This window comes from Streptomyces sp. NPDC097595 (assembly GCF_044761525.1).
GTDB lineage: Bacteria > Actinomycetota > Actinomycetes > Streptomycetales > Streptomycetaceae > Streptomyces > Streptomyces drozdowiczii_A.
In genome coordinates, this window is record NZ_JBIWCN010000005.1 from 216,348 (window position 1) to 228,347 (window position 12,000).

General features: G+C 72.5%; 13 protein-coding genes. 3 read left to right on the top strand and 10 right to left on the bottom strand.

What is annotated here, in order from left to right; all coding sequences use genetic code 11:
* Position 1: 1 nt before the first annotated feature.
* Both ACIQZN_RS10400 and ACIQZN_RS10405 read right to left on the bottom strand, forming a co-directional pair.
* Complete coding sequence (locus tag ACIQZN_RS10400) at positions 2-502, bottom strand: hypothetical protein (protein ID WP_026171499.1); 501 nt, start codon at positions 500-502, stop codon at positions 2-4.
* 112 nt (positions 503-614) lie between these two features.
* Entirely contained in the window at positions 615-1,022 is a 408-nt protein-coding gene (locus tag ACIQZN_RS10405) for an ACT domain-containing protein (RefSeq protein ID WP_403990287.1), read from the bottom strand.
* 108 nt (positions 1,023-1,130) lie between these two features.
* Between ACIQZN_RS10405 and ACIQZN_RS10410 the strand changes: the two genes are divergently transcribed.
* On the top strand, positions 1,131-2,204 hold the full coding sequence (locus tag ACIQZN_RS10410) for a nitrous oxide reductase family maturation protein NosD (protein WP_403990289.1): 1,074 nt from the start codon (positions 1,131-1,133) through the stop codon (positions 2,202-2,204).
* Positions 2,205-2,239: 35 nt separating this feature from the next.
* Complete coding sequence (locus tag ACIQZN_RS10415; RefSeq protein WP_403990291.1) at positions 2,240-3,301, top strand: methyltransferase; 1,062 nt, start codon at positions 2,240-2,242, stop codon at positions 3,299-3,301.
* Between the two features lie 69 nt (positions 3,302-3,370).
* Here ACIQZN_RS10415 and ACIQZN_RS10420 read toward each other — a convergent pair whose 3' ends face one another.
* The 7 genes from ACIQZN_RS10420 to ACIQZN_RS10450 all read right to left on the bottom strand — a co-directional run bounded on the left by ACIQZN_RS10420 (position 3,371) and on the right by ACIQZN_RS10450 (position 8,625).
* Positions 3,371-3,703, bottom strand: a complete 333-nt coding sequence (locus ACIQZN_RS10420; RefSeq protein WP_403990293.1) for a TcmI family type II polyketide cyclase — start codon at positions 3,701-3,703, stop codon at positions 3,371-3,373.
* A 20-nt stretch (positions 3,704-3,723) separates the two neighbouring features.
* Entirely contained in the window at positions 3,724-4,203 is a 480-nt protein-coding gene (locus ACIQZN_RS10425; RefSeq protein ID WP_403990295.1) for an SRPBCC family protein, read from the bottom strand.
* 1 nt (position 4,204) lies between these two features.
* Positions 4,205-4,462: an acyl carrier protein gene (locus ACIQZN_RS10430; protein WP_073969087.1), complete on the bottom strand. Its 258-nt coding sequence runs from the start codon at positions 4,460-4,462 to the stop codon at positions 4,205-4,207.
* Between the two features lie 37 nt (positions 4,463-4,499).
* On the bottom strand, positions 4,500-5,738 hold the full coding sequence (locus ACIQZN_RS10435) for a beta-ketoacyl synthase N-terminal-like domain-containing protein (RefSeq protein ID WP_403990297.1): 1,239 nt from the start codon (positions 5,736-5,738) through the stop codon (positions 4,500-4,502).
* Positions 5,738-6,997: a beta-ketoacyl-[acyl-carrier-protein] synthase family protein gene (locus ACIQZN_RS10440; protein WP_403990299.1), complete on the bottom strand. Its 1,260-nt coding sequence runs from the start codon at positions 6,995-6,997 to the stop codon at positions 5,738-5,740. The genes ACIQZN_RS10435 and ACIQZN_RS10440 overlap by 1 nt, the downstream gene beginning before the upstream one ends.
* Positions 6,994-7,428, bottom strand: a complete 435-nt coding sequence (locus ACIQZN_RS10445) for a cupin domain-containing protein (RefSeq protein WP_403990301.1) — start codon at positions 7,426-7,428, stop codon at positions 6,994-6,996. Before ACIQZN_RS10445 ends, ACIQZN_RS10440 begins: the two co-directional genes overlap by 4 nt.
* A 75-nt stretch (positions 7,429-7,503) precedes the next feature.
* Positions 7,504-8,625: a SchA/CurD-like domain-containing protein gene (locus ACIQZN_RS10450; protein WP_403990303.1), complete on the bottom strand. Its 1,122-nt coding sequence runs from the start codon at positions 8,623-8,625 to the stop codon at positions 7,504-7,506.
* Positions 8,626-8,820: 195 nt separating this feature from the next.
* On the opposite strand from ACIQZN_RS10450, the gene ACIQZN_RS10455 reads away from it, so the two are divergent.
* Positions 8,821-10,449 (top strand): FAD-dependent oxidoreductase, encoded by a 1,629-nt coding sequence (locus ACIQZN_RS10455; RefSeq protein WP_403990305.1) that lies wholly within the window; start codon positions 8,821-8,823, stop codon positions 10,447-10,449.
* A gap of 7 nt (positions 10,450-10,456) precedes the next feature.
* Here the strand turns inward: ACIQZN_RS10455 and ACIQZN_RS10460 are convergent, their stop codons facing one another.
* Positions 10,457-11,989 carry an alpha/beta fold hydrolase gene (locus ACIQZN_RS10460; protein WP_403990307.1) on the bottom strand — a complete coding sequence of 511 codons (1,533 nt, stop codon included), beginning with the start codon at positions 11,987-11,989 and terminating at the stop codon, positions 10,457-10,459.
* Positions 11,990-12,000 lie beyond the last annotated feature (11 nt).

A 12,000-nucleotide genomic window follows, 5' to 3' on the forward strand; every position in this document is an offset into this window, starting at 1 on the left:
CTCAGCCCTGCTGGAAGAGCTCGGCGGGCAGTGGCTTGAGGAGCGCGTACAGGTCGTCGGTGATGGGCCGGTCCCAGCTGGCGATGGTGACGAGCACACCGTCGCTGCGGTCGAACTGCACACAGGAGATACGGCTCTCGGAGAGCTTCACCCGGCGCACGATCATGAGGTTGTCGCCCTGCATGACCGGCATGTCCTCGGTGCCGGTGACCTCGACCGGCTCGTCGTTCTCCAGCGCCAGCAGCAACTGGGCCACCTCGAAGGGGACCTGCCCCTCCTCGGTCTCGCGCGCGGGCGAGCCCTCCGGCAGGTTGCCGATGATCATCGCGGGGCCGCGCCCGCCGAACAGGTCGTACCGGAGGAACACACCCTGGCAGCTGCCGTCGGGTGCGGGGAGCAGACCGGCGCCGAGGTTGCCGGGCCAGTCACCGGGGTCCATGGCCAGGACATCGAAGTCGGGGCCCGCGGGTGTGGCGGCGCTGCGGCGGCGGAGGAAGGACATGCACATATGTTACGTGTCCCAGCTCACCTCGCCGAGCCGGGCCCGGACCGGCATATGCCCAGGCCCGGGGGCACACCTCCGTACACCGCACATCCCCCCGTGCGTATACCCCTCACCCGGTACGCGACTCCGTGGCCAGCCGTTTCAGCACGGCGACGGCCTCATCCACCCGCTCGTACGGCACGAAGAGGTGGTCGTGGTGGAACCCCGCCACCACGTTGCAGCTGATACCCGCGTCGGTGAGCGCGAGGGACACCGCGGCGGTCAGCCCCACCGCCTCCAGCGCCGAGTGCACCCGCAGGGTGATCCAGCCCGCGACATAGGTGTACTCCAGCCCGGCCGCCGCGGCCTCGGCCTCGGGGAGCACCAGGGTGAGCCCCTCGCTCTCGCGGACCGTGACGACGGGTGCGACTCCGCCGGGCAGGGTGCCGTCGGGCACCGTGGCGTAGACGTACCGGCCGGGGTGGGGTTCGGGGCTCAGGTCGCTCAGCAGGACTCGGAGATCACGTTCGGCTGTCACCGTCACCACGCTACCGAGGGGACGCGGGCGTGAGCCATTCGGGCACGTCCCGCGCCCAACCGGTCACCGTGCGTGGCACCGGGCCGGGATCGCCCATAGCTTCGGCTCATGAGGAATCGACACATCACACGCCTCGTGAGCATCGCAGCCGCATCGGCCGCCGGACTGGTCGCGGCGGCGCCGTCCGCACCGGCCGCCGCGACCGGTGCGCGCGTGGTGTCACCGGGGCAGTCCATCCAGGCGGCGGTGGACGCCGCACGGCCCGGGGACACCATCGTCGTCCGGCCCGGGACCTACCGCGAGAGCGTCCGGATCAGCACACCGGGCCTGACCCTGCGCGGCTCCGGTGACGACACGGTCATCATGCCCGCGGCCGGCCGGGCCGCCTCCGGCGACGACTGCGCCGGTGCGGGCAACGGGATCTGCGTCCTGGGGACGAAGGACGGCACCGTGGACGGGGTGACCGTCAGGTCCCTGCGCGTCACCGGGTTCGCCCGCAGCGGCCTGTGGGCGTCCTGGACGGACCGGCTGTCGGTCCGCTCGGTGACCGCCGACGCCAACGGTGTCTGGGGCATCGCGCAGCAGCGGTCCACCCGCTCCGACATCCGGGACAGCACCGCCCGCTCCAACGGGGACGCGGGCATCTTCGTCGCCAACAGCGTCGACGAGGAGGGCGGCGCCACCGACACCGGCGGCACCCGGGTCCGGGGCAACACGCTGACCGACAACCGGATCGGGTTCACCGCGCGGCGGGTGCGCAATCTGTCGGTGCGCGACAACACCTTCACCGCGAATTGCAGCGGGGTGTTCGTCGTGGGCGACGAGGGCACTCCGCAGGCCGGTGCCATGTCGGTCAGGTCCAACCGGATCACCGGCAACAACAAGTTCTGCTCCGCCACCGACCGGCTGCCCGCGATCCAGGGTTCCGGGATCGTGCTGACCGGTACCGCGTCCACCGAGGTGCGGAACAACGTGATCCGCGACAACGTCGGCGCGACCCCGCTGTCCGGCGGCGTCGTGCTGTTCAAGAGCTTCGTGGGCGCGAAGAACACCGACAACACGGTCAGCGGCAACGTCGTCCTCGGCAATCAGCCGGCGGACCTGGCGAACCGGGACACCGGCACGGGCAACCGGTTCACCGGCAATGTCTGCACGACCTCCGCACCGGCCGGGATGTGCTGACCGGTGACCCCCCGCACGAGGAGAAGCGAGACGGCATGACCACCGTGAGCACCACCCCCGGCACCACCCCCGTCCAGCCCCTTCCCACCCCGCAGCCGGCGATGCGGCTGCGCGAGCTCGTGTTCGGCGCGGCCCGTTCCGCCGCCGTGCGCGCCGTCGCCCGGCTGGGTGTCGCCGACGCGCTCGGCGACACCCCGGAGACCCCGGAGCGGCTCGCCGAGGCGGTGGGCACCGAGCCCGGGCCGCTGCGGCGGCTGCTGCGGGCGCTCGCCTGCTACGGCGTCTTCACGGAGAACGCCGACGGCACCTTCGCGCACACCGACATGTCCCGGCTGCTGCGGGAGGACGCCCCGGACAGCCTGCGGTCGATCTCGCTGTGGTGCACCGAGCCCTGGACCTGGGAGGTGTGGCCCCGCCTGGAGGACGCGGTGCGCTCCGGCGGCAATGTCTTCGAGGACGTGTTCGGCAAGGAGTTCTTCGACTACCTCCACCAGGACGCCCACGAGTCGGCGCAGGTGTTCAACGCGGCGATGACCACCTCCAGCGTGCAGTCGGCGCTGGACGTCGCCGCCCTGCTCGACCTCACCGGTGTCGCGTCGGTGGCCGACATCGGCGGCGGCCAGGGGCACGTACTGGCGAGCCTGCTGGAGAAGCACCCGTCGGTGAACGGCACCCTGATGGACCTGCCGGGGGTGATCGCCCGGGCCGACGAGCGGCTGCGGGACGGCGGCGCGCTGGCCGGGCGGGCGTCGATCGTGGCCGGGGACTGCCGGGAGGGCATCCCGGTCGCCGCCGACCTCTACATCATCAAGAACATCCTGGAGTGGGACGACGGGTCCACCCGCCGGGCGCTCGCCGCCGTCGTCCGGGCGGCCCGCCCCGGCGCCCGGGTGGTCGTCATCGAGAACCTGGTGGACGACACCCCGTCCATGCGGTTCACGACCGCCATGGACCTGCTGCTGCTCCTGAACGTGGGCGGCGCCAAGCACACCCGGCAGAGCCTGGTGGACCGGCTCTCCGAGGCGGGGCTGCGAATCGACGGTGTCCGCCCGGTCAATCCGTATCTGCACGCCTTCGAGTGCGTGGTCCCGGACTGACCCTCCGGGCGTACGCGAAACCGCCCCGGTCCCGGCCTCTGTGGCCGGGACCGGGGCGGTGCTCGTCGCTCAGGCGGGGGCGCCGCGCTCCCAGCGGTAGAACTCCTGGGCCATCGCGTCCTTCGGCCCACGCCAGGTCTCGGGGTCGTACGGGCTGACGAAGGCGGTGAGCCGTTCGCTGATGGCCCGGAACTCCGGGTGCTCGGTCACCTTGGCGATCTCCGGGCCGGGCGGGTGCTCGGACTCGATCATGTGCAGGTAGACGTCGCCGAACTGGAAGAGCTTGCGGCGGGTGACGCCGACCAGGTGCGGCAGTTCGCTGTTGTCGGACGCGGCGAACAGTTCCGCGATGTCCTGGGCGGAACCCGGCGCCATCCGGGCGACGATCAGTGCGTGGTGCATGGGCGGTGCCTCTCTGCCGGTCAGTTGGCCGGGACGGCGGCGGAGCGGCGCTCGCGGTCGCGCTGCTCGATCCTGTCCCGGATCAGCTCCATCTGGACCTTGGAGTTCCGGTTGATGTTGTCGGTCATCCAGGCGTCGTCGACCGGCGCGTCGGGGCGCATCGCGAAGTCCTGCTGCCAGTGCATCCGCGTACCGCCGGGCACCTCGGCGTACTCCCACCGGATGTCCATGTGCTGGAACGGCCCGGGCTCGACGCGGCGGGCCCGGACGTTGCGGCCCGGCCGGTCGGTGGTGCGCTCGGAGACCCAGCTCCACACCTTGCCGTTCTCGTCGGGGTGCATGGTCAGGCGGAAGGTGGTGCGCTCGCCGTCCCGTTCCAGGACCTCGACGGCCGCGTACTCGCTGAAGAGCTGGGGCCAGTTCTCCAGGTCGTTCGTCATGTCCCAGACGAGGTCCAGGGGGGCGGCGATGACGATCTCGTTCTCGGTGTGTCCGGACACGTCAGGCTCCTGTCATGAGGCTGTTGTTGACGAGGTCGAGGAACTCGCGGGGCGTCTTGCACCGGTCCGCGTCGGCCGGCAGCGGCTGCCCGTGCCGGTTCTCGAGTACGCCGACGATGCCGAGCAGGCCGAGGGAGTCGAGGCCGTACTCGTCGAAGGCGGCGTCGGAGCGGTTCTCCATCTCCTTGGGGTCGACGGAGAGGCCGGCGCCCTTCTTCATGAGGGCGGCGAGCTCTTCGTACGTCAGTCGTTCGGTCATGAGGGACTTCTCCTTCTCACGAGGGGTGGGGACGGGCTCACACCGGGCGCCGGAGCACCAGGGCCGCGTTCGAGCCCATGAGGCCGCGGCTGAGCACGAGCGCGGTGCGCAGTTCGGCGGGGCGGGCCCGCTCGGTGACGACGTCGAGGTCGTGGCAGACGTCGAACACGTTGGGCGTGGGCGGGACGAGGCCGTTCTCCATGGCCAGGACGGCCGCCGCCGCGTCCAGCACCGGACCCCCGCAGTACGCCCGGCCGATGCCGGTCTTGGGGGCGGTGACCGGGACGCGCCGGCTGTGCGGGCCGAGCGCGTCGGCCAGGGCCAGCGCCTCGGCCCGGTCGGCGGCCGGCGAGCCGAGCGCGTCCGCGAAGACGACGTCGACCTCGTCGGGGGCGCAGCCGGCTTCCCGCAGCGCGCCCGCGATGGCGTGGGCGAGGCCCTCGCGGGACTCCTCCCAGTGGGCGGCCGTGGTGAAGGTGGCGGCGTGGCCCGCGATCTCCGCCCGGACCCGGGCACCGCGTTCGCGGGCCGACTCCTCCTCCTCGACCACGAACATCGCGCCGCCCTCGGCGGGCACGAAGCCGCAGGCGTCCGAGGTGAACGGGCGGTAGGCGCGCGTCGGGTCCTCGGCCGCGCTCAGGTCGCGGTAGCCGAGCTGGCAGACCACGGAGTAGGGCGCGAGCGGGGCCTCTGCGGCGCCGACGACGACCGCGTCGGTGCCGCGCCGCACGGAGCGGTCGGCGTGCGCGAGCGCGTCCAGGCCGCCCGCCTCATCGCTGGCCACCACCGCGCACGGGCCCTTGAAGCCGCCGCGGATGGAGATCTGGCCGGTGCTCGCCGCGTAGAACCAGGCGATCGACTGGTAGGGGCCGACGTATGTGGAACCCTGGCCCCACAGCCGTTGCAGCTCGCGCTGGCCGAACTCGCCGCCGCCGGAGCCGGCCGCGGTGACCACGCCGACGCCGAACGGCCGGTCCTCGTAGTCGGCGCGGCCGAGCCGGGCGTCGTCCAGCGCCATGTCGGCGGCGGCCATCGCGAAGTGCGTGAACCGGTCGGTCTGGACGAGGTAGCGCTCCTCGATGAGCGCGACCGGGTCGAAGCCGCGGACCTCGCCCGCGATGTGCAGCGGCAGGTCCTCGCACCCTTCACGGGTGACCCGGTCCAGGACGCTCATGCCTTCCTGGGTGCGCTTCCAGAAGGCTTCGGTGCTGGTGCCGTTGGGGGCGACGACGCCGATGCCGGTGACAACGGTGCGCCGGGCCTTTCGGGTGCTCATCATGTCCTCCCTCGGGTCAGGGCCACCGCGGACTGGAAGCCGCCGAAGCCGCTGCCGACCGAGAGGACGCTGCGCAGCTTCAGGGGGCGGGCGGTGCGCGGCACGTAGTCGAGGTCGCACTCCGGGTCCGGGGACTCGTAGTTGGCCGTCGGCGGCACCGTCTGGTTGACCAGGGCCAGGACGCAGGCGGCGATCTCGATCGCCCCGATCGCGCCGAGGGAGTGGCCCACCATCGACTTGATGGAGCTCATAGGCACCTTGTGGGCGTGCGCACCGAGGGCCCGTTTGACGGCGGCGGTCTCGTGCCGGTCGTTCTGCTTGGTGCCCGAACCGTGCGCGTTGACGTAGTCGATGTCCTGCGGGGAGATCCGGGCGTGGCCGAGCGCGCTGTTGATGGCCTCGGCCATCTCCAGTCCCTCGGGGGTGAGCCCGGTCATGTGGTACGCGTTGCCGAAGGTGGCGTAGCCGGCGATCTCGCAGTACACCGTCGCCCCGCGGGCCCGGGCGTGTTCGAGTTCCTCCAGGACGAGTACGGCTCCGCCCTCGCCCATGACGAAGCCGTCGCGGCGTGCGTCGAAGGGGCGGGAGGCGTGTTCCGGGTCGTCGTTGTTGGGGGAGGTCGCCTTGATCGCGTCGAAGCAGGCCACGGTGATCGGGGTGATCGGCGAGTCCGACGCACCGGCTATGCAGACGTCGACCCGGCCCTCCTCGATGGAGTGGAAGGCGTAGCCGATGGCGTCCAGGCCCGAGGTGCAGCCGGTGGAGACGGTCTGTACGGGACCGTGGGCGCCGACCTGCTCGGCGACGGCGGAGGCCAGCGAGCTGGGCGAGAAGGCCCGTTCCAGATGGGTGCCGGCCCGGCGGTGGTCCACGTCCCAGCGCGCGCCCTTCTCGCTGACGGCGACGTAGTCGTGTTCGAGGCGGGTGGTCCCGCCGACCGCGGTGCCGAGGGAGACGCCCATCCGCCAGGGGTCGGTGTGCTCCGGGTCGAGACCGGCGTCGGCCAGCGCCTCGCGGGCGGCGACCATCGCGAACTGCACATAGCGGTCCGCGCGTGCGATGTCCTCGTCGTCCAGTCCGTGGGCGGCCGGGTCGAAGTCGCACTCGGCGGCGATCCGGGAGCGGAAGCCCGCCGGGTCGAAGAGGGTGATGCCCCGGGTCGCGGTGCGGCCGTTGGAGAGCAGGTCCCAGAAGGCCGGGGCCCCGATGCCGCCCGGGGCGACGACGCCGACCCCGGTGACCGCCACGCGCCGGGTCATGAGGCGGCCTCGGTTCGTTCTGGCGGGGCACCCCGCTCGGCGGTCTCGGTCACCTCGGTGTCGACGTGGCCGAGTTCGGGGCGGGGGGCGAGCGGGCCGAGGTGGAAGACCATGCGGGCCTCGGTGTCGCCGACGTTGCGGAAGCGGTGGCGGACGTGCGGAGGGATCAGCAGGCCCTGGTCGGGGCGCATGGTGTGCGTCTCCCCGTCCAGGTCGACCTCCAGGTGGCCCTGGACGACGTACACGAACTCCTCGGAGTACGGGTGGTAGTGCTCGCCGATGCGGTCGCCGGGCTCGACGAGGGCGAGGCCCATGAAGCCGCTGGTGGCGCCCACCGCGGTGGGGGTGAGCAGGGCGCGCAGGTCGCCTCCGCGCCTGGTGTTGGGCTGGGTCTCACTGAGGTCCACGATGCGTGGCCGGTGGGTGGTCATCTCTGCTTCTCCTCCTGGGCGCTGGGCGCGTGGTGGTGACGGGTCGGGCGAGGGCCCGGGGTGCCGGAGCGCGGTTCAGGAATCCGCGGCGCGCCGGTCGGTGATCAGCCGCATCTCGGACCGGGCGAGGAAGCGCGCGGCGTCCTGGTCGGTGGCGGGGACGGTGGTCGCCTCGCCGTCGAGGAGGCGGGCCAGGCGGGCCGCCTTGTCGGGGCCGTGGATGCCGAGGGCCTGGGCGGGGTGCGCGTCGAGCGGACCGCTCGCCTCCAGGAGGCGTACGACGACGTCGTCGCGCTGGAAGATGGTGCTGCTGTCGATGGGGCTGCCGGTGTCGTCGGCGGCCTCCTCGTCGTGGCCGGCCAGGAGGCGGGCCAGGGCCATGCCGCAGCCCTCCTTCGCCTGGTAGAACACGGCGTGCCGGCGCAGGCTCTCGGGGGCGTGGCGGCCGGCCGAGACGTGGTGCACGGTGGGCAGCGCCGCGCGGGTGAAGAACATCCGGGCGGAGTCGGGGTCGGCGAGGTCCCGGTCCTGTTCGAGGTAGGGGTTGATGGCCTCCTCGACGGCGCGGATCTCGGGCTGCCGGGAGACGTGCCGCAGGGCGGCCATCAGGTCGCCCTCGACCTCCACGGCGCGCACCACGCGGTTGCCGTGCATGAACAACGAGGTGCGGCGCAGCCGGGTCTGGTCGTCGACGCGGGAGCGGGGCGACTCGTAGTCGGCGAGGAGCTTGGCCACGATGTCCTCGGTGCCGGGCTTCACCGTGAAGGTGAGCGCGTGGCGTACGACGCCGTCACCGAGGCGCGGGGAGGTCTGGAGGCTGCCCCTGACCGGGTCGGGGACGGCCTCGAAGCCCTTGCCGGTCTCGCGCAGCACGCTGAACCGCAGCGACCTGGTGTCGCGTACGCAGCTGTGCAGGGGCTGCACGGTGGCGACGTGTTCCTCGCTGTTCACCCAGGCGAGGAAGGGCGGGGCGCTCTCCCACTCGCTGGTGATCAGCCACTGCGAGGGGTTCTCGATGGACTGGCACAGCTGGTCGCTGATGTGCCCGGGGATGGACGCGACCTGGTTGCGCATGTGCTCGTACGCCTCCAGGAACTGCTTCTGGGCGCCGTCGTGCAGGTCCAGCAGCAGCACGACGCGCAGCCGGGATCCGTCGAAGGCGGACTGTGAGATCCGTTCCGAGAGGGTGGTGGTCATCTGGTGAACTCCTTCGACGGTGGGAGGCAGGAATGCGGGGAGACCCGGCCGTCTCCGTGACCGATCGTGAAACGCTGGTCCGCCCGACGCGAGATTTATGAACCGTTCAGGTGAGCAGGCGTCCGAAGGGCTCCGACCCGGCCCCGGCCCGGGCATGGACAGAGCATCTGTACGGCGTCGGAGCTGGAGCAACTGATGAACGAGAACGTCGACCTCCATGTACCGGTCCTCATCGTGGGCGGTTCGCTGGTGGGTCTGTCCGCGTCCCTTTTCCTCGGCCGGCTCGGCGTCGAGCACCTGCTGGTCGAGAAGCACGCGGCCACCTCGACGCATCCGCGTGGCCGCGGCAACAACGTCCGCACGATGGAGGTGTTCCGCCGTGCGGGTGTCGAGGAGGAGATCCGGGCGGCCGCTTCGGTGCTGGCGGACAACCACGGCATCCTCCAGGCGGGCTCGCTGACCGGCGAGGACCAGGAGTGGCTGTTCAAGGAGATCGACCCGGGCGGGGCGCTGGCCCGGTTCAGCCCGACGGGCTGGTGCCTGTGCAGCCAGAACGACCTGGAGCCGGTCCTGCTGGAGCGGGCCCGGGAGCAGGGCGGTGACCTGCGCTTCTCCACGGAGCTCATGTCGTTCGACCCGGATGCCTCGGGGGTCACGGCGACCCTGAAGAACCGGGAGACCGGAGAGCACACGACGGTGCGGGCGGACTACCTGATCGCGGCGGACGGGCCGCGCAGCCCGGTCCGCGAGCAGCTGCGCATCGGCCAGTCGGGGACCGGCGACCTGTTCCACAACGTGAGCATCACCTTCCGGTCGCGCGGGCTGGCGGAGGTGCTGGGCGAGCGGCGCTTCATCGTGTGCTACCTGACGAACCCGGAGGCGGAGGGCGCCCTGCTGCCGGTGGACAACGAGAGCGAGTGGGTGTTCCACGCCCCGTGGCAGCCGGAGCGGGGCGAGACGCTGGAGGACTTCACGGACGAGCGGTGCGCCCGCCACATCCGTACCGCCGTCGGCGCGCCGGACATCGATGTGGAGATCACCGGAAAGGCGCCGTGGCACGCGGCGGAGCGGGTGGCCGAGCGGTATGCGCGGGGGCGGGTGTTCCTGGCGGGCGACTCGGCGCACGAGATGTCGCCGACCGGGGCCTTCGGCTCGAACACCGGCATCCAGGACGCGCACAACCTGGCGTGGAAGCTGGCCGCGGTGCTGCGGGGCGAGGCGGGCCGGGGGCTGCTGGAGACGTACGGGCAGGAGCGGCTGGCGGTGGCCCGGGCGACGAGTGAGCGGGCGTCGGCGCGGTCCGAGGAGCACAGCCACCCCGGCTACGCTCCCCCGCCCTCGGTGGGCGGCGGCAAGCGGGGCGGGATGCTGAACGTGGCGCTGGGCTACCGCTACCCGGCGGGCGCGGTGCTGGGTGTGGCGCCGGACGCGCCGGTGGTCCCGGAGGGGATGCGGCTGACGGGCGAGCCGGGCAGCCGGGCGCCGCACCTCTGGGTGCGCCGGGCCGGGGAGCGGATCTCGACCCTGGATCTGTACGAGCGCTCGTTCGTGCTGCTGGCGGACGGCTCGGACCCGGTGTGGCGGCGGGCCGCGGACCGGGTGGCGGAGCAACTGGGGGTGCGGCTCGACGCGTTCGGGATCGGTGCGGGCGCCGAACTGGAACCGGAGGACGGGGCGGATTGGGCCGAGGCGCACGGAACGGGCCGGGACGGCGCGGTCCTGGTGCGCCCCGACGGCTTCGTCGCCTGGCGTACGGAGTCGCGCTCCGAGGACGCCGAGGCGACGCTGCACGACGTCCTGGTGACGCTCCTGCACCGTGACTGACGACCCGTCAGTTAAGTGATCGGACACCGAACGACCGGAGGGCGGTGAGGAATTCCTCCGGTCGTTCGGTGTGTACGAGGTGGCCCGCGTCGATGGTGACGAGCTCCGCGCCGGGGATGGCGCGGGCCATCTCGGCCAGGTCCTCCTGGGCGAGATGGCTGCTCGGGCCGCCGCCGATGAGGAGCGTGGGGGCGGTGATCTCACCGAGGAGTTCGCGTGCCGCCGGGTCCGGGTCGTTGAGCTGGGCGTCGATGGCCGGCACGAGCGGCCAGTCGAAGTCCAGTTCCTCGTCGGGCCGTTGGGGCACCGGGCGGGGCGGGTCGAGCGGGATGAGCGGGGGCGCCTCCTCGATGACCAGGCGGCCGATCAGCCCGGGGTGCCGTTCGGCGAGCAGATAGGCGGCGGCCCCGCCCATGGAGTGCCCGATGACGGTGGCACCGGCGAGGTTGCGGGCCTCCAGGAAGCCGTGCAGGTCGTCGCGGAACAGCTCGAAGCTGTAGCGGCCGGGCCAGTCGCTGAGGCCGTGGCCCCGGAAGTCGAAGGCGTACACCCGGTGAGTGGCGGCCAGTCGGGCGGCGATGACGGCCCAGTCGCGGCTGCTGCCGCAGCGGCCGTGGGCCAGGACGACCGGCGGCGCGGCCGGGTCGCCCCACACCCGGTACGCGAGCCGCGTCCCGCCCGCCCGGACGCTGTGCACCTCCGGGTCGAGGAACGCCTCGACGGTACGGGCGAACGCCCCCGCGTCGTCGATCCACGGGAAGTGCGCGGCGCCGCGCTGCACGGCGAACTCGGCATGCGGGAAGAGCGCGGCCAGCCCGGCGGCCAGGTCGGGCGTGACGAGGGTGTCGTACTCCCCGGCGAGCACGAGGACCGGTGCCTCCAGCGTGCGCAGGACGGGGACCGTCGCGGCCGGGTCGAAGGTGTCTCCCCCGGCGTACCGCGCGGCGGCCTCGGCGTTGATCTGCGCGGGCGAGGCGGCGGCGTGCTCCTGGGCGGCGGCGTCCCAGCGGGCGTACATGAACGGCCTTGTCCTGGCGCGCAGTTCGTCGGTCAGCCGGCCCGCCCAGACCTCTTCCAGGGCGGCGTGCGCGTCCTCGTACCACGGTTCCGAGGCGCGCAGGGCGGCCGCCTCGCGGGATTCGCGCGCGGAGGAGGTGAGGCCGACGGCCCGGGTGGTGGGGGTGACGAGGACCAGGTTGCGCAGCCGGTGCGGATGGCGGGCGGCGTAGAGCGCGGCGAGTTCGCCGGCCGCGGAGTGGGCGAGGAGGTCGACGCGTTCGAGGCCGAGGTGGGCGCGCAGTGCCTCGACGTCCTCGGCCTGCCGGTCGCAGCGGTAGGTGGCGGGGTCGTCGGGGGCGGCGGAGTCGCCGGTGCCGCGCAGATCGAGGAGGACCAGCTGCCGGTGGGCGGAGAGTCCGCCGAGGGTGCCGAGGTAGGCGCTCGCCCGCATGGGACCGCCGGGCAGGCAGATCAGCGGTGTCCCCTCCCCCACGAGGTGATAGGCGAGCTCGGTTCCGTCGTACGTATGGAAGGTCGGCATGCACCCATCCA

Coding starts and splice junctions, on each gene's coding strand:
- ACIQZN_RS10400 (WP_026171499.1), bottom strand. CDS start 502: ATGTCCTTCCTCCGCCGCCGCAGCGCCGCCACACCCGCGGGCCCCGAC.
- ACIQZN_RS10455 (WP_403990305.1), top strand. CDS start 8,821: ATGAACGAGAACGTCGACCTCCATGTACCGGTCCTCATCGTGGGCGGT.
- ACIQZN_RS10410 (WP_403990289.1), top strand. CDS start 1,131: ATGAGGAATCGACACATCACACGCCTCGTGAGCATCGCAGCCGCATCG.
- ACIQZN_RS10445 (WP_403990301.1), bottom strand. CDS start 7,428: ATGACCACCCACCGGCCACGCATCGTGGACCTCAGTGAGACCCAGCCC.
- ACIQZN_RS10420 (WP_403990293.1), bottom strand. CDS start 3,703: ATGCACCACGCACTGATCGTCGCCCGGATGGCGCCGGGTTCCGCCCAG.
- ACIQZN_RS10450 (WP_403990303.1), bottom strand. CDS start 8,625: ATGACCACCACCCTCTCGGAACGGATCTCACAGTCCGCCTTCGACGGA.
- ACIQZN_RS10435 (WP_403990297.1), bottom strand. CDS start 5,738: ATGAGCACCCGAAAGGCCCGGCGCACCGTTGTCACCGGCATCGGCGTC.
- ACIQZN_RS10440 (WP_403990299.1), bottom strand. CDS start 6,997: ATGACCCGGCGCGTGGCGGTCACCGGGGTCGGCGTCGTCGCCCCGGGC.
- ACIQZN_RS10430 (WP_073969087.1), bottom strand. CDS start 4,462: ATGACCGAACGACTGACGTACGAAGAGCTCGCCGCCCTCATGAAGAAG.
- ACIQZN_RS10415 (WP_403990291.1), top strand. CDS start 2,240: ATGACCACCGTGAGCACCACCCCCGGCACCACCCCCGTCCAGCCCCTT.
- ACIQZN_RS10460 (WP_403990307.1), bottom strand. CDS start 11,989: ATGCCGACCTTCCATACGTACGACGGAACCGAGCTCGCCTATCACCTC.